Consider the following 15,973-nt stretch of genomic DNA (forward strand, 5'->3'; position numbering starts at 1 on the left):
AACGTGTAATTTCCAGTCGACACGCCGACGAATCCGAGATTTGTCAAGAAATCTCATGCGTGTAATTTGCGCGCCCATCTCCCGAGCTTGCTCGGGAGATGACCGGGCGCCAGATCGAGTAGCGGCGCGAGCGAGGAACGAGCTCGCGACCCGCGTATCGAGATCCGGTGACCTTGCGTGCGGTCCCAGGGCGGTCATTGACGCGCGTACGTCACCGCTGTCTCGATACGGCGGTCGCGACCTCGTTCCTCGGTCGCGCGCCTACTCGACCTGGCTGCAGCCTCCTGGCCCGAGCAAGCTCGGTCCAGGGCAGCTCAGATGTCCGCGCCGAGCTCCTCGTCGGCGCTGAGCTCCTCGACGTTCTCGTTGTCGTCGTCGTACTTGACGAACTTGATGCCCTCGTTGACGTCGCCGTCGAAGGCCAGCCGGCCCTGCTCGAGGACGATCACCCGGTCGCACATCTTGCGCACCGAGCCCGCGGCGTGGCTGACGTAGACGAGGGTGCGTCCGCCGTCGCGGATCTCCTGCATCTTCTCCAGGCACTTCTGCTTGAACGGCTTGTCCCCCACCGCGAGCACCTCGTCGGCCAGGAAGATGTCGGAGTCGACGTGGATCGCCACCGCGAAGCCGAGCCGGGCGAACATGCCCGAGGAGTAGTGCCCGACCGGGGAGTCGAGGAACTTGCCCAGATCCGCGAACTCGACGATGTCGTCGAACTTGCGCCGGGTCTCGGCCTCGCTCATGCCGAGCACCGCGGCGTTGAGGTAGACGTTCTCGCGGCCGGTGAGCTGCGGGTGGAACCCGGCGCCGGTCGCGATCAGGCCGGAGATCCGGCCGCGGGTGAGCACCCGCCCGCTGTCCGGCCGCATGATGCCGTTGATCAGCTTGAGCAGCGTGCTCTTGCCGGAGCCGTTGAGGCCCATCAGGCCGATCGACTCGCCCTGCTGGATGGTGAACGACACGTCGTCGACGGCCTTGAAGGAGTCGCTGATCGCCTGCCGGCGCAGGGCCGCCACCGTCATCTGCTTGAACGTGCGGTGGTAGCGCAGGGTGAAGGTCTTGGTCGCGTTCTCGACGACGATCGACTCGCTGCCTGGGGTGGGGCCGGCCATCACAGGCGCTCCGGGATCTTGTTCTCGAGCCGCGAGAACACCAGCTGGCCGAAGCCCAGCACGACGAGGCTGAGGCCCAGCGCGATGACGCTGCGGGTGAAGAGGTGGTCGGGCATGTGCGCCGCGATCGTCGCCGCCGGGTCGTCGGTCGAGCCGACCCAGAACGCCCGCTGGATCAGCAGCACGGCCTCGGCGATGGGGTTGGCGAGGTAGAACTCGGTGTGCCCGTGGAAGCGCTCGGCGACCAGGCTGTATGGGTAGATCATCGGCACGCCGAACCGCACGAAGTTCGTCATGATCGACGCGACGTTGGAGACGTCGCGGAAGAAGACGTTGGCGGCGCTGAACATCAGGGCCATCGCGGTCCCGAGCGTCATGATGATCGCCAGCGAGAGCACCAGCGCCACCACGCTGACCGGCTCGGGCCGCCAGCCGGTGAAGAGGCAGATCACGGTGAGGATCACGAACTGCGGCAGCATGTGGTACGCCGAGACCAGCATCGAGGCGACCGGGAACATCTCGCGCGGCAGCGCCATCTTCTGGACCAGCGCCTTGTTCCGCATGATCGAGCGGGTGCCGGCGTTGAAGGTCTCGTTGAAGAAGTGGACGATGATGATCCCGCAGAACATGTGGATCGCGAAGTTCGGCACGTCCTGGTGCAGCTGGAACAGCACACCCATGACGAAGTAGTAGATGCAGAACTGCGTCAGCGGGTTGACGTAGGACCAGAGCAGGCCGAGCACCGACCCCTGGTACCGCGCGCTGAGCTCGCGGCGCACCAGCAGCCGCAGCAGGTAGCGCCGCCGGAACACCTCGAAGAGGCCGGTCGACGCCGACGGCGGGCTGAGCGGGGCGTCGACGCGGTGGACCGGGCGCGCCGGCGTCTGGTCCGTGGGGTGGGCGACGTCAGTCATCGGCGTTCGGGTCGGTCCACGGCCGGAACGTCTCGTCCCACGCCTCGGGCGAGGTGACCTGCCCGAGCCTGGCGCGGTACTCCTCGGCCAGCCGCGGCCACTCGCGCTTGAGGCGCTCGTGGATCTCGATGGTCTTCGCCATCAGCTCGCGGAACTTCTCCGGGTCGCGCCGGTAGAACGCCGCGGACGTGCCGTCGTTCATCGACACGATCGCGGAGTCGTACGACGCGAGGCGGTACCACTTGGCGTCCATCGCGCGGATCTCCGCCTCGGGATGCTCGCGGGCGAGCTCGCGCGGCGGCTTGAGCTGGCGCAGCGGCTGGAGGCCCGCGCTGAGCAGCTGCGAGAGGCGCCCGGGCACCTCGGTGCCGTCCTTGCCGCGGCGCGGCGGCTTCTTGCGCCGCACCGGCGGGAACGCGTCCCGGTCGACCTCGAGCTGGGCGTCGGTGTACTGCTTGCGCAGCGCGTTGATCTCGCCGAGCCGGGTCGGGAGCATCTCGTGCAGCTTGTCCGGCCCGGCGAGCACGTCGAGCAGCGCCTGGTGCCGGATCTCGGCCGTGGAGTACTGCATGGACACCAGGTGCGAGATCTGGTGGTTGCGGCTCTCCCGGATCATCCGGCCGCCCTTGGGGTAGGGCGAGTGCAGCAGCGCCGCGATGAACCGGTTGCGCTGGTGGAAGTACGCCTGCCAGTCGACGCCGTCGTTCTTGTCGGTCCACGGCACGTGCCACACGGCCGCACCGGGCAGCGTCACGGTCGGGTAGCCGGCGGCCTTGGCCCGGAGCCCGTACTCGGAGTCGTCCCACTTGAGGAACAGCGGCAGGGAGAGGCCGATCTCCGCGATCACCTCGCGCGGGACCAGGCACATGAACCAGCCGGTGTAGTCGACGTCGACGCGCTGGTGCAGCCAGCGCGAGGACCGGAGGTTGCGGGCCGCGAAGTCCCAGTCGTTGAACACGCCGGGCGCCGACTGCCACCAGAACCGCCACGGCTGCACGATCTCGCCGAAGCTGTGCAGGCGGGACTTGGCGAACAGGCTGAACATGTGGCCACCGACGATCGTCGGCCGGCGCGCGAGGTCGGCGAAGGTCACCGAGCGGATGATGCCCTCGGGCTCGCAGACGACGTCGTCGTCCATCATCATCGTGTACGTCGCGGTGCCCTTGCGCAGCGACTCCAGCTGGCCGCGGGCGTAGCCGCCGGAGCCGCCGAGGTTGCCCTGCTCGATGACGCGCAGCCGGTCACCGAGGGCGCCCTGCGCCTTGGCGAAGTCGGGCGAGTCGACGACCTTGTCGGTGCCCTGCTCCATCACGTAGACGGTGTCGAGGTAGGGCTGGAGGTCGGCGTACTCGCCGATCTGGCCGAGCAGCTTCGCGCAGAAGTCGGGCCGGTTCATCGTCGTGATCGCGATGTCCACGGTGCCGGGGGCGACGCGGTCGTCCGGCACGTCGGCGGTCCACTCGGCCGCCGCCACGACGACGTCCTCGTCACCGGCGACGACGTTGTACCAGTACCAGCCGCCGTCCACGAACGGCTTGAGCGTCAGGTCGAAGGTGAACGTCTCGTCGTTCGTCGACTCGGTGGTCGCGGCGTCGACACGCTGGGAACGCCCGTTGGCCATCGACTTGTAGACGGTGACCGTGGCGCCGCGGCCGCGCAGCGTGACGGTGAGGCGGACCTGGTCGACGATCGTCCAGCGCCGCCAGTAGCTGGCGGGGAACGCGTTGAAGTAGGTGCCGAACGACAGCCGCTCCCCCGACGCGACCCGCAGCGAGGTGCGGGACTCGATCTGGTCGGGGTGGATGGTCGAACCGTCGCCGATCGCCTGCCGCATCGCGGCGTTGTTGATCTCCTGGGCGTTGCGGTTCGCGCCGACCTCGTACTTGTCGGCGTCCAGCACGGCGGGCTGGGTGTCGACGTACAGAGGGAGGACGTCGAAGTCCCGGTCGGTGGGGAAGATCTGGCGCTGGAGCACGCGGGTGGCGGTGCTCATTCGTCGACACCTCCGCTGGTGAGTGGCGCACCCTCGGCGAAGTGCGGCCGGAGCTTGTTCTCGAACATGGAGAGCGCGGAGCCGATCGCCATGTGCATGTCGAGGTACTTGTAGGTGCCGAGGCGGCCGCCGAAGAGCACCATCGGCTCCTTCTTGGCGAGCTCGCGGTACCGCAGCAGCTTCTCGCGGTCCTCGGCCGTGTTGATCGGGTAGTAGGGCTCGTCGCCCTCCTCGGCGAAGCGGGAGTACTCGTGCACGACGATCGTCTTGCCGGGCAGGTAGGTCCGCTCCGGGTGGAGGTGCTTGAACTCCAGCGTACGCGTGTACGGGACGTCCTCGTCGTTGGCGTTGACGACGCCGGTGCCCTGGTAGTCGTCGACGTCGACCGTCTCGCGCTCCAGGTCGATCGTCCGCCACGAGAGGCGGCCCTCGGCGTTGCCGAAGTACTCGTCGACCGGACCGGTGTAGACGATCGGGACCGTGCCCTTGTACTCGTCCGCCACGTCGAAGAAGTCGGTGTCCAGCCGCACCTCGATGTTGGGGTGCGCCGCCATCTTCTCCAGCCACGCGGTGTAGCCGTCGACCGGCAGGCCCTCGTAGGTGTCGTTGAAGTACCGGTTGTCGAAGTTGTAGCGGACCGGGAGCCTGGTGATGATGTCCGGGCTCAGCTCCTTGGGGTCGGTCTGCCACTGCTTGGCGGTGTAGCCCTTCACGAACGCCTCGTAGAGCGGGCGGCCGATCAGGCTGATCGCCTTCTCCTCGAGGTTCTTCGCGTCCTGGGTGTCGATCTCGCTCGCCTGCTCGGCGATGAGCGCGCGCGCCTCGTCGGGGGTGTGGCTGCGGCCGAAGAACTGGTTGATCAGGCCCAGGTTCATCGGGAAGGAGTAGACCTGGCCCTGGTACTTCGCGAAGACCCGGTGCTGGTAGCCGGTGAAGTCCGTGAACTGGTTGACGTAGTCCCACACCTTCTTGTTCGACGTGTGGAACAGGTGGGTGCCGTAGACGTGCACCTCGATGCCGGTCTCCTCGTCGAACTCGCTGTAGGCGTTGCCGCCGATGTGCGGGCGACGCTCGAGCACGAGCACGTTCAGTCCCAGCTCCGTGGCACACCGCTCGGCGATGGTGAGGCCGAAGAATCCGGAGCCGACGACGACAAGGTCAGGGGTGGACAAGCGGGCACTCCTCGGGTTGGCGCGATTCGTCAGTCTACGGATCAGGTGGGCACGGCCCGCATTCCCCGCGCGTCGCGCATGGCGCGGATCACATTGCGCGCCTCGGCCCGGCCGCCGCGCAGCGGGCTGAGCAGCACGACCGCCGCGGTGATCAGCCACGGCTTGGCCCTGACCAGCGGGTTCTCGCCGTACCGGAGGTGGACGACGAACAGGTTCCGGTACATGTAGTAGCCCTTCCAGCCGCTCAGGTCGTGCTGCTGGTCGAAGTCGAGCTGGCGCACCAGCACCGCGTCCCGGACCGCCCAGATCCGGTGGCCGGCACGGCGGGCGCGCAGGGCGTAGTCGACGTCGTCGTAGAAGATGAAGAACGACGGGTCGGGCAGCCCGATCTCGTCGATCACCGAGCGGCGCACCATGAAGCCCTCGAACGCGACGTTGTGCAGCTCCACGCGGTGCGGCATCAGGTGCCGGTGGCCGTACTCGGTCTCCACCATCGCGGTCTTGGGCCGGATCGCGAGCGGGTTGGCGAGGTCGAACCGGACGGCGGACTTCTCGACCAGCGCGCCCCGGGAGTCCTCGCGGACCGCCATCAGGCAGTGCTCGTCCTGGGCCAGCAGCACGGTCAGGCAGTCGGGCGCCGGGACCACGTCGTCGTCCATCAGCCAGATCCGGTCGAAGCCCTGCTCGTACGCCGCGCCCACCCCGCGGTGGAACCCGCCGGCGCCCCCGAGGTTCTCCTCGGCGCGCAGCACCTGCAGGCCCGGGTTGGTCGCGGCCGCGAGCACGTCGGGGGTCCGGTCGGTGCTCGCGTTGTCGACGACGATCACCGCCTCGGGCAGCCGCTCAAGCGCGGCCAGGCCGGCCAGCATCCGCTCGAGGAGGTCGGCCCGGTTGTAGGTGACGACGACGATCGCGACCGTCTCGAGGGGGCTCACGCGAGGAACCTCCGGTGGCCGGTGAAGTCGCCGCGCAGGGCCGCCCACCAGGCGCGGAGGCTCAGCGCGATCCGGGCGGGTGACGGCCTGGTGAACGTGTAGAACCACATCGTCTTGGCGACGAAGGCCAGGGCGTGCGGCCAGCCCTTGTACTCGCGCAGGTTCAACAGGTTGTTGCGCGCCATGCAGTAGTGCTTGAGGTCGCTGGGGCTGTGGTTGTACGTCGTGCGCCCGAAGGCCATCGGCGTGCCCAGGTCGCCCACGGCCGGGTGCCGGACCTGCGCTCCGACGACGGTGGCGATCCGGGCGCCGGCGGCCTCGGCGCGGAGCCGGTACTCGTGGTCGTCGCCCCAGATGAAGTACTCGGCGCGCGGCAGCCCGATCCGCTCGACCAGCTCCCGGGTGACCAGCACCCCGTTGAACGGGATCACGATGCCGTCGATCCGCCCGTCGCGTGCGGCGGCCTCGACGTCGGCGATCCGGTGGACCGTCCGGGTGCTGCCGGGGAGCCGGATCGGGAACACCAGCCGCTCCGGGGTCGCCTCGTCGACCACGAGCGGCCCCCAGAAGTCGAGCCCGGTCTGCTCGAGCAGCAGGTCGAGGCAGTCCGGGTCCGGCAGGCCGTCGTCGTCCATCAGCCAGGCCAGGTCGGCGCCGCGCTCCATCGCCCACGCCAGCCCGTCGTGGAAGCCGCCCGCGCCCCCGCTGTTCTCGACCAGGGTCCGGCCGAGGACCCGGACCGTCGGGTGCTCGGCGCCCGGGTCGCGGTCGTCGAGCGTGGCCAGCCACTCCCCCGTGCCGTCGGTCGAGGCGTTGTCGACCACGAGCACCTCGGTCAGCGCCGGCACGCCCTCGAGCCGCTCGAGCAGCCGCTGGAGCAGCTCGAGCCGGTTGAAGGTGACCACCACGGCCGTGACGCGCACGGCGCCCACCCTAGGGGTGACCTCGCTAGCAAGCGGTGTCGAGGTCGTCGGCCTCGTTGGCGGCGTACCCGTCGCTCAGCGAGCCGATCGAGCCGCCGGTCACGGTCGCGTTCTTGTGCTTCTTCGCCTTGGCGGGTGGCGGCGCGGTGCCGTCGGCCTTGGCGATCGCGTCGGCGACCTTCTGCTTGACGAGCTTGATGTCCGGGTCGGCGGTGTTGATCATCGGCGGCACCAGCGACAGCGTCGAGACCTTCTGGCCGCGGGCCTTCAGCGCGAGCTCGGCGAAGTGGGCGAACTCGCCGGCCGGGATGTTCGTGGAGACCATCGCCGAGCTGGCCTGCGCGATGCTCGTGAAGTTGCGCACGGCGGTCTGCGGGCTGATCTGCTGGAGCATCGCGTTCATCACGCACTTCTGCCGCGCCATCCGCGAGTAGTCGTCGGAGTCGTAGCGGGCGCGCGCGAACCAGAGCGTCTCGAAGCCGTCGAGCTTGCGGACGCCGGGGTCGATGTGCCGGTAGAACGGGTCCTGGGGCAGCCCGACCGGGATCGGCTGCCGGACGTTGAGGGTCACGCCGCCGACGGCGTCGACGAGGTCCTTGAACCCCTCGAGGTTCACCATCGCCCAGTAGTTGATCTTCAGGCCGGTGATGCCCTCGATCGCCATGATCGTGGCGTCCACGCCCGGGTTGTCGGAGTGCGGGAACAGCTCGGTGTTGTCGCCCGCCCAGGTGCTGACGCCGTTGAGGTAGTCGGCGTCGAAGCCGTGCGGGAACTGCTGGTGCATGACCGAGCCCTTGACGAACGGGAAGTGCTGCATGTTGCGCGGCAGCGAGATCAGCACGGTGCGGCCGGTCTCGGCGTCGATGCTGGCGACCGTCATCGAGTCCGGGCGCAGGCCCCAGCGGCCCGCGCCCGAGTCGCCGCCGAGCAGCAGCACGTTGTAGCGGCCGTCGTGGGCGCCGCTGTCGCCACCGTCGCCCGCCATCGCGAGGATGAGCGAGCGCTGGGTGCCGGCCAGGTGCGCGCCGAACAGCAACGCGGCCGCGACCGAGAGGGCGAGGACGCCGTTCACGCCGACCGCCGCCCTGCGGTGCCCCAGCGAGAGGGTCAGCGGCTGGCCGAGGCGCCAGGCGTCGAAGAACAGCAGCGCCCACCCGGTGGCGAGCAGCATCAGCGCCCACCGCAGCCAGAAGAGCGCGGCGGTGTCGAACGCGAGCCGGATCCCGACGCCGTGCCAGAAGAACACCACCACCACCGTGCCGAGGAGCGCGATCCACGCGGCGAACCAGGTGCGCAGCGCGATCCAGCCGACCCGGCGGTTGCCGGCCACGACCTGGGCCGAGCCGGGCAGCACCAGCGTCATCAGCATCAGGGCCATCGCCCTGCGGAAGCGCACTCGCGCGGCGCGGTCGCTCGCGGACAACCCGGGGGAAGAGACGGGTGGCATCGAGATGCCTCTCTGCGACAGGTGGTACGGGGAAGGGGTCGGGCTCGCGGTGAAGCTCGGACCGCCAGTATCACCAGTCACACCCGTCACACGCGGGCGCGACTCGCCGGAGATCTCAGTCGGTGCGCCGGGCGGAGTCGATCTCGGCCTTCCGCGCCAGCCGGTGCGCGCGCCGGATCTCCGCCTCGCGGTGTCGGCGGACCTCGGCCGGCGACTCGGGCACCACGCCGGGGATCGCGCGCGGCCGGCCCGCGCCGTCGATCGCGACGAACACGAAGTACGCCGAGGCGACGTGCAGCGAGGTGGTCGACGGGTCGTTCCACGGCTGCGCCTCGACGCGCACGCCGATCTCCATCGACGACCGGCCCGCCCAGTTGACCTGGGAGAACGTCCGGACGATGTCGCCCACGTGCACCGGCTGCAGGAACGCCACCTCGTCCACGGCCGCGGTGACCGCCGGACCGCCGCTGTGCCGGGCCGCGACGGCCCCCGCCGTGGAGTCGGCGAGCTTCATGATCTCGCCGCCGTGGATGTTCCCGAGCAGGTTCGCCTCGCGCCCCGAGGTGACCACGGCGAGCGAGACCCGCGCGTACGACGGCGGCAGCCCGTGCAGCTCCCCGTTCCCCTCGGCGGTCATGACTGCACGGTAGCGTCAGCGACATGAACGACCGTCCTCGGCAGGATGGCGCACCCGAGGACGGGGCTCCTGACTTCCACTGGCTGTACGGCGAGAACCCCCGCCCGGGCGAGGAGCCGCGGCCCGACGAGACCCGGGTGATGCCCACGATGTCGCGCCCGTCCGACGTACCGCCGCCGCCGTCGCGGTCCGCCCAGCCGGGCCGGCGCCCGACCCCGCCGAGCCCGCCGCCGGTCGCACCGACCCCCGGCGCGTCCGGAGGCCGCCCGCGGCGCGGCCCCAGGTTCTGGGTCCGCATCGTGCTCGCGGTGCTGCTGGCGTGGGTGCTCTTCCTGGTGGTCGTGCCGGTCTACGCCTGGACCAAGGTGGACAAGGTCGCGTTCGAGCCGTCGGGCAACCGCCCCGGCGACCAGCCCGGGACGACGTACCTCATGGTGGGCAGCGACTCGCGCGGCGACCTCACCAAGGAGCAGCGCAAGCAGTACCACACGGGCGACGCCTCGGGTCAGCGCACGGACACGATCATGCTGCTGCACACCGGCGACGGCCCCAACCTGCTGATGTCGATCCCGCGCGACTCGCTCGTGGAGATCCCGGGCCACGGCACCACCAAGATCAACGCCGCCTACGCCTACGGGTACGCCAACGGCGGGGGCGCCGACGGCGGCGCCCAGCTGCTCACCAAGACCATCGAGCTGAACACCGGCATCCGGATCGACGACTACGTCGAGATCGGGCTCGGCGGCCTCGCCGGCGTCGTCGACGCCGTCGGCGGGATCACCATCTGCCCGACCCAGGCCATGGACGACAAGCTCGCCGGCCTGCACATCCAGAAGGGCTGCCAGGAGGCCGACGGCACGACGGCGCTCGGCTACGCCCGGTCGCGGCACACCTCCAACATCGGCGACATCGACCGCGTCAAGCACCAGCGCGAGGTGGTCGCCGCCGTCGGCGACAAGGTGATGTCGCCGTGGACGTTCCTCAACCCGGTCCGCTACTGGAACCTGAACATGGCGATGCCCGACTTCTTCGCCTTCGGCGAGGGTGCGAGCCCGGTCACCGCCGCGAAGTGGGCGATGGCGATGACCAGCGTCGGCCTCAGCTGCGTGGTGCCGATCTCCGACCTCGCGGTGCACTGGGACGAGGCCAGGTCGAAGCAGATGTTCGACTACATCGAGAAGGACAAGACCGGCGACATCCCGAAGAGCCTCTGCACCCCCACCGGCCTGCCGAAGAGCGTGACCGGATGAACACCCCGCTGATGGCCTACGAGACCCTCGACTGGGCGGTCGACGATCACGGCGTCGCGACGCTCACGCTGAACCGCCCCGACCAGCTCAACGCCTTCGACCTCACCATGGCCCGTGAGCTGGAGCAGGTGTTCCGCACCGACGCCCGGCACGACGACGTCCGGGCCGTCGTGGTCACCGGCGCGGGCCGGGCGTTCTGCGCGGGCATGGACCTCTCGGCCGACGGCAACGTCTTCGGGCTCGACGAGACGCTGCGCCCGGGCGTCGAGGAGTTCCGGGCGTCGTACGACGAGGCGCCGTACGACGACGGCGTCCGCGACACCGGCGGCAAGGTCACGCTGGCGATCCACGCGCTGCCCAAGCCCGTGCTCGCCGCGATCAACGGGCCGGCGGTCGGCATCGGCGCCACGATGACGCTCGCCATGGACCTGCGGCTGGCGTCGACCAGGGCCCGGATCGGGTTCGTCTTCGGGCGCCTCGGCATCGTGCCGGAGGCCGCGTCCACGTGGTTCCTGCCGCGCATCGTGGGGATCCAGCAGGCGCTGGAGTGGGTCTACTCCGCCGACGTCCTGGACGCGGACGCCGCGCTCGCCGGCCGGCTGGTGCGCAGCGTGCACGACCCGGACGAGCTGCTCCCGGCGGCCCAGGAGCTGGCCCGGTCGTTCGTGGCCGGCCGCTCCCCCGTCGCGCTGGGGCTGGCCAAGCGGCTGCTCTACCGCAACAGCGCGGCCGCGGAGCCGCTCGAGGCGCACCTGTCCGACTCGCTGGCGATGTACTGGACCTCGCTCGGCGACGGCAAGGAGGGCGTGGCGGCGTTCCGGGAGAAGCGCGACCCGCAGTTCACCGGCCACGCGTCCGAGCTGCCCGACGTCTACTGACGGCCGAGTCAGGACTGGACCAACAGCACCCGGCAGCCGAGACCCGGCTCGGTGTCGATGACCAGGTCGCTGACCAGCCGGCGGGCCTGCCACAGTCCGGCGGGCCCGGCCGGGTCCGGGAACCGGTACCCGGTGAGCGGATCGAGCCCGCCGAGACCGGAGTCGGTCACCTGCACGACGACCGCGTCGACGGTGGTCCACACCTCCACCACCACCGGCGGCGCGCCGTGCACGAGGCCGTTCGCAGCGACCTCGCTCACGGCCAGGACCAGCTCGTCCACCGACTCCAGGGGCAGGGCGCTCGCCGCCCGGCCGGTCGCGGCCAGGTCCCGGCGCAGCCCCCGGAGATCGTCGATCCCGGCCAGCTCGGTGAGCCGGTCCGGGGGCGTCGACGGTCGCTGCGGCGCCAGGGCGGCGGGCTCGGCGAGGAAGGCGAACGGAGGCAGGTGGTCCTCGCTCGGCACGCTGGTGAGCCCGTTCCCGATCGTGGGATGGGTGACGCGGGCCGCCTCGACCACGTCGGCGGGCAGGGCGCCGGCGTCGTAGGTGCACATCGCCCGGAACGGGAAGCCGCTCAGCGCCTCGTTCACCACCGACTCGTAGCGGGCCCACGCCGCCCGAGCCGCCGGGGTCTCGCCGAGCGGCACCGTGCCGGTGACCCACAGCTCCGCCGCTCCGGACCGCTCGGCGAGCAGCTCCTGGTAGGCGAACAGCGTCCTCATCGGCGCCAGGTACATCTCCTCGTCGTACCCGTACCTCAGCCCCGGGATCGTGCCGAGCTGGTCGCGCACCAGCGCCACCCGGTCACGCGTGCCGTGCACCAGCACGTCCGCGCCGGTGCTCAGACCGCGCGCGACGAACAGCCGGGTGGCCCGGAGCAGGGTGGCGTCGTCGTGGTGGACCAGGACGTCGTGGCTGTAGCGGCCGTGCCTTCGCGAGGACAACATCGAGCACCACCAGGAAGCGAGCCCATCCGGTCACCGCAGCCCCGCGCTCGCGGGCACGAGCCGACGGTGTGCTCCACCGGTATCCACCGCACCGGCCCGCAAACGTCACCCGGTGCGCAGCCCGGTCACCGACGGCGGTCGTTGATCCGCTTCGCCTTGCCCAGCGAGCGCTCCAGGGCGTACGGCGCCAGCACCTCGACCCGCGCCGTGACGCCGATCCGGTGCTTGATGCGCTCGGCCAGGCGGGCGCCCAGGGCGGGGTCGGGCTCGGCGACGGCCTCCACCTGCACGGTGAGCTCGTCGAGGTGGCCGGGCCGGGTGAGCACGCACAGGTAGTGCGGCGCGAGCCCCTCGACGGCGAGGATCTGCTCCTCGACCTGGCTCGGGAACACGTTGACCCCGCGGACGATCATCATGTCGTCGGTGCGGCCGGTGACCTTCTCCATCCGCCGGAACGCCGGGTACGCCGTTCCGGGGAGCAGTCGGGTCAGGTCGCGGGTCCGGTAGCGCACCACCGGCATCGCCTGCTTGGTCAGCGACGTGAACACCAGCTCGCCGCGCTCGCCGTCGGGCACCGGCTCGAGCGTCACCGGGTCGACCACCTCCGGGAGGAAGTGGTCCTCCCACACGTGCAGCCCGTCCTGGGTCTCGCCGGACTCCTGCGAGACGCCGGGGCCCATCACCTCGGACAGGCCGTAGATGTCGACCGCGCGGACGCCGGAGCGCTCCTCCACCGCTCGCCGCAGCTCGTCGGTCCACGGCTCGGCGCCGAAGATGCCGACCTCGAGGGCGGTCGACCGCGGGTCGATCCCCTGGCGGTCCATCTCGTCGAGGATCGCGAGGAAGTACGACGGGGTCACCATGATCACCCGCGGGCCGAAGTCCGCGATCAGCTGGACCTGCCGCTCGGTCATGCCGCCACTGACGGGGACCACCGTGCAGCCGAGCCGCTCGGCGCCGTAGTGCGCCCCGAGACCGCCGGTGAACAGGCCGTAGCCGTAGGACACCTGGACGACGTCGCCGGGCCGTCCGCCGGCGGCGCGGATCGAGCGGGCCATCAGCTCCGCCCAGGTGTCGAGGTCGCGCTGCGTGTAGCCGACGACGGTGGGCTTGCCGGTGGTCCCGCTGCTCGCGTGCAGGCGCGCGACCTGCTCACGCGGCACCGCGAACATCCCGAACGGGTAGTTCGCCCGCAGGTCCGCCTTCGTCGTGAACGGGAACCGCGCGAGGTCGGTGAGCGCGGTCAGGTCGTCGGGCCGCACGCCGGCCTCGTCGAAGGCCCGGCGGTAGTGCGGGACGTTCTCGTACGCCGCGCGCAGCGTGGTCCGCAGCCGCTCGAGCTGGAGCCTCTCGAGCTCCTGCCTGGTCAGGGGCGGGACGTCGCTCACCAGAACGCGCCCCCGATCTCGCGGCACCGGCCGACGAACGTCGCGACCACCTCGTCGCCGGCGGTCACGGTCACGTCGTACGTGCCGTCCCGGCCGTCGCGCTCCCGCTCGACGGCGGTCGCCACCAGCACGTCGCCGCACCGGGTCGGCCGGCGGAACCGGATCTCGGCGCCCGCGGCGACCGTGCGGCGGTTGTAGGAGTTGCAGGCGAACGCGAAGGCCGAGTCCGCCAGCGCGAACGTCAGCCCGCCGTGGCCGATGTCGTGGCCGTTGACCATGTCGTCGCGGACGGTCATCCGCAGGGTCGCGGTCCCCGGGCCGACGGCGTCGAGCGCCATGCCGAGGGCCCGGCTGGCGCGGTCGCCCGCCCACATGGCGGCGGCGCTCGCGCGGGCGACCTCCTCCGGTGAGTCCGGTGTCACGCCGTCAGGCTAGAGCCCGTGTCCAGCAGCCGCTCGCGCAGGCGGCCGAGGATCCGGTTCAGCAGCCGCGAGACCTGCATCTGGGTGACGCCGATGTCGGCGCCGATCTCGGCCTGGGTGCAGCCGCCGAAGAACCGCAACTCGAGGATCCGGCGCTCGCGCGGGGTGAGCCCGCGCAGGACGGCGTGCAGGGTCACCCGGGCCTCGGCGTCCGCGAACGCCGGGTCGAGCGCGCCGAGCCGGTCACCGAGGGCGTCCTCGCCCTCGGGTGCCGGCGCGTCCAGCGAGGTGGGGGTGAAGCAGCCGCTCGCGCCGAGTGCGTCGAGGACCTGCTCGAGGTCGACCCCGAGGTAGCGGGCCAGGTCGGAGGGGCGCGGCGAGCGGCCCAGCTCCTGGGCCAGGTCGCTCTCCACCGCGAGGATCCGGGTCTGGAGCTCCTGGATGGACCGGGGCGGGCGCAGCGCCCAGCCGAGGTCGCGGAAGTGGCGGCGCAGCTCCCCGCGGATCGTCGGTACGGCGTAGGCGAGGAAGTCGGGCCCGCGGTCCGCGTCGAAGCCCCGGACGGCCTTCACCAGCCCGAGGTAGGCGACCTGCTCGAGGTCGTCGGCGGCGATGCCGCGACCCCGGTAGCGCCGGGCGCAGTCGCTGGCGACGGCCATGTTCAGCCGGATGATCTCGTCCTCGAGGGCGTGCCGTTCGCCGTCGGCGGCGCGGCCCGCCTCCTCGAAGAGGCGGAGGGTGGTCGCTCGCCGGTCCTCCATACCCTCGACCCTCGCAGCGGGCCCCGGGACCCGCACCACCCGAAGGGGTGCCCCCCTGGGGATCGTCAGCGACCGACGGCCTTCTCGAGCTCCGCCTTGGTCATCGAGGAGCGCCCCTTGATGTTCTTGCGCTTCGCCTCCTCGTAGAGCTGGTCGCGGGTCCGCCCGCCGGATCCGGAGTGCGAGCGGAGGCCGCCGCGGCGACCCGAGGAGATGTCCTCGGTCGAGGTGCGGCTCTTCTGCTTCGACTCGCCGTGGCGGGCCCGCTCCTTGTTGACGGTGCGGGCGGCGATCTCCTCCGCCTCGTCCTCGCTGCGACCGCGGTCCTCGAGGCCGTCCTTGATGTGCTCGTACTGCCGTTCGCGCTTCTTGCTCCACTGGTTCTGAGGCATGCCGAGGCGGTACCCGGGAGCCGGGCGACCCATGTCGCCGGAGGTCACAGGGCGCGGGCGAGCAGCCCCTGGAGCACGGCGAAGTGCCGCTCGGCGGCGGCCTCGTCGTACATCGAGGTGTCGGCCATCGTGTAGCCGTGCGCGGCGCCCGCGTAGACCTCGTTGAGGTGCGGGCGGCCGGCCGCTTGGAGCGCCTGCTCGAGCGCCTCGACCTGCTCGAGCGGCATGGAGCGGTCCTGGTCCGCGTGCCCGAAGGCGTACTCCGCGGTCGACGCCGCGATCGCGAGGTGCGGGCTGTCGGCGGCGTCGGTGACGAGGCCGCCGCCGTGGAAGCCGCCGACGGCGGCCACCGTGCCCGGGAGCTGGCCACCGGTGCGGACGGCGAGCCGGGCGCCCATGCAGTAGCCGGTCACGCCGATCGGGCCGTCGCCCGCGTGCTCCTCGAGGGCGCGGACCCACGCCTCGGCGTCGGGTCCGGACCGGTCCGGGGTCAGCGCCGCGACCCGGTCAAGGACGCCGGAGGCGAAGAACGCCTCCCGGGCGCCGGGCTCGCGCAGGTCCGCCTGCGGGGCCAGGTCCGCGGCCCGGCCGTCGCGGTAGAAGACGTTCGGCGCGAGGACGACGTACCCCCACCGACGCGATCCGGTCCGCCATCTGCTCGATCTGCGGGCGCAGCCCGATCGCGTCGATGTAGAAGAGCACTCCGGGCCGGCCGTCCTCGCCGGTCAGGTACGCCTCCGCGGTGCCGTCCGGGGCCTGGATCTCGATGGTCGTTCCCATGGGCGCGACGGTAGTTGACCAC

Annotated in this window: 17 protein-coding genes; 2 read left to right on the forward strand and 15 right to left on the reverse strand. The window is 71.1% G+C overall.

Annotation, left to right across the window (positions count from 1 at the left end; genetic code table 11):
* Positions 1-314: 314 nt before the first annotated feature.
* From ABD086_RS05015 to ABD086_RS05050, 8 genes are all read right to left on the reverse strand, one after another.
* The gene (locus tag ABD086_RS05015) at positions 315-1,112 is read right to left on the reverse strand and encodes an ABC transporter ATP-binding protein (RefSeq protein ID WP_343906222.1); all 798 of its coding nucleotides are present in this window, start codon (positions 1,110-1,112) and stop codon (positions 315-317) included.
* Complete coding sequence (locus ABD086_RS05020) at positions 1,112-2,026, reverse strand: ABC transporter permease (protein ID WP_343906224.1); 915 nt, start codon at positions 2,024-2,026, stop codon at positions 1,112-1,114. Before ABD086_RS05020 ends, ABD086_RS05015 begins: the two co-directional genes overlap by 1 nt.
* The gene (locus ABD086_RS05025; RefSeq protein ID WP_343906226.1) at positions 2,019-4,019 is read right to left on the reverse strand and encodes a glycosyltransferase; all 2,001 of its coding nucleotides are present in this window, start codon (positions 4,017-4,019) and stop codon (positions 2,019-2,021) included. The genes ABD086_RS05020 and ABD086_RS05025 overlap by 8 nt, the downstream gene beginning before the upstream one ends.
* Positions 4,016-5,191: a UDP-galactopyranose mutase gene (glf, locus tag ABD086_RS05030; protein ID WP_343906227.1), complete on the reverse strand. Its 1,176-nt coding sequence runs from the start codon at positions 5,189-5,191 to the stop codon at positions 4,016-4,018. Before glf ends, ABD086_RS05025 begins: the two co-directional genes overlap by 4 nt.
* Before the next feature lie 41 nt (positions 5,192-5,232).
* Positions 5,233-6,126 (reverse strand): glycosyltransferase family 2 protein, encoded by an 894-nt coding sequence (locus tag ABD086_RS05035; protein WP_343906229.1) that lies wholly within the window; start codon positions 6,124-6,126, stop codon positions 5,233-5,235.
* Positions 6,123-7,049: a glycosyltransferase gene (locus tag ABD086_RS05040; RefSeq protein WP_343906231.1), complete on the reverse strand. Its 927-nt coding sequence runs from the start codon at positions 7,047-7,049 to the stop codon at positions 6,123-6,125. The genes ABD086_RS05035 and ABD086_RS05040 overlap by 4 nt, the downstream gene beginning before the upstream one ends.
* Positions 7,050-7,074: 25 nt before the next feature.
* The gene (locus tag ABD086_RS05045) at positions 7,075-8,427 is read right to left on the reverse strand and encodes an LCP family protein (RefSeq protein ID WP_343906233.1); all 1,353 of its coding nucleotides are present in this window, start codon (positions 8,425-8,427) and stop codon (positions 7,075-7,077) included.
* Positions 8,428-8,611: 184 nt separating this feature from the next.
* Positions 8,612-9,133 carry an acyl-CoA thioesterase gene (locus tag ABD086_RS05050; RefSeq protein ID WP_343906235.1) on the reverse strand — a complete coding sequence of 174 codons (522 nt, stop codon included), beginning with the start codon at positions 9,131-9,133 and terminating at the stop codon, positions 8,612-8,614.
* Between the two features lie 23 nt (positions 9,134-9,156).
* Here ABD086_RS05050 and ABD086_RS05055 point away from each other — a divergent pair, with 23 nt between their 5' ends.
* Both ABD086_RS05055 and ABD086_RS05060 read left to right on the forward strand, forming a co-directional pair.
* Positions 9,157-10,383 (forward strand): LCP family glycopolymer transferase, encoded by a 1,227-nt coding sequence (locus ABD086_RS05055; RefSeq protein ID WP_343906237.1) that lies wholly within the window; start codon positions 9,157-9,159, stop codon positions 10,381-10,383.
* Positions 10,380-11,261, forward strand: a complete 882-nt coding sequence (locus tag ABD086_RS05060) for a crotonase/enoyl-CoA hydratase family protein (RefSeq protein WP_343906239.1) — start codon at positions 10,380-10,382, stop codon at positions 11,259-11,261. Before ABD086_RS05055 ends, ABD086_RS05060 begins: the two co-directional genes overlap by 4 nt.
* Positions 11,262-11,269: 8 nt before the next feature.
* On the opposite strand, the gene ABD086_RS05065 is transcribed toward ABD086_RS05060, so the two are convergent.
* The 7 genes from ABD086_RS05065 to ABD086_RS05095 all read right to left on the reverse strand — a co-directional run bounded on the left by ABD086_RS05065 (position 11,270) and on the right by ABD086_RS05095 (position 15,951).
* On the reverse strand, positions 11,270-12,208 hold the full coding sequence (locus tag ABD086_RS05065) for an MEDS domain-containing protein (RefSeq protein WP_343906241.1): 939 nt from the start codon (positions 12,206-12,208) through the stop codon (positions 11,270-11,272).
* A 125-nt stretch (positions 12,209-12,333) separates the two neighbouring features.
* The gene (gene paaK, locus ABD086_RS05070; RefSeq protein ID WP_343906243.1) at positions 12,334-13,596 is read right to left on the reverse strand and encodes a phenylacetate--CoA ligase PaaK; all 1,263 of its coding nucleotides are present in this window, start codon (positions 13,594-13,596) and stop codon (positions 12,334-12,336) included.
* A complete protein-coding gene (gene paaI, locus ABD086_RS05075; protein ID WP_343906244.1) occupies positions 13,593-14,018 on the reverse strand; it encodes a hydroxyphenylacetyl-CoA thioesterase PaaI in 426 nt (141 codons plus the stop codon). The genes paaK and paaI overlap by 4 nt, the downstream gene beginning before the upstream one ends.
* A complete protein-coding gene (locus tag ABD086_RS05080) occupies positions 14,015-14,779 on the reverse strand; it encodes a sigma-70 family RNA polymerase sigma factor (RefSeq protein WP_343906245.1) in 765 nt (254 codons plus the stop codon). The genes paaI and ABD086_RS05080 overlap by 4 nt, the downstream gene beginning before the upstream one ends.
* 65 nt (positions 14,780-14,844) lie before the next feature.
* Positions 14,845-15,171 carry a plasmid stabilization protein gene (locus ABD086_RS05085; protein WP_343906246.1) on the reverse strand — a complete coding sequence of 109 codons (327 nt, stop codon included), beginning with the start codon at positions 15,169-15,171 and terminating at the stop codon, positions 14,845-14,847.
* A 44-nt stretch (positions 15,172-15,215) separates the two neighbouring features.
* The gene (locus tag ABD086_RS05090) at positions 15,216-15,746 is read right to left on the reverse strand and encodes a dienelactone hydrolase family protein (RefSeq protein ID WP_343906452.1); all 531 of its coding nucleotides are present in this window, start codon (positions 15,744-15,746) and stop codon (positions 15,216-15,218) included.
* Complete coding sequence (locus tag ABD086_RS05095) at positions 15,679-15,951, reverse strand: dienelactone hydrolase family protein (protein WP_343906247.1); 273 nt, start codon at positions 15,949-15,951, stop codon at positions 15,679-15,681. Before ABD086_RS05095 ends, ABD086_RS05090 begins: the two co-directional genes overlap by 68 nt.
* Positions 15,952-15,973: the final 22 nt, after the last annotated feature.

The sequence above is a fragment of the Nocardioides aquiterrae genome, from assembly GCF_039526625.1.
In the GTDB taxonomy this organism is placed as follows: domain Bacteria; phylum Actinomycetota; class Actinomycetes; order Propionibacteriales; family Nocardioidaceae; genus Nocardioides; species Nocardioides aquiterrae.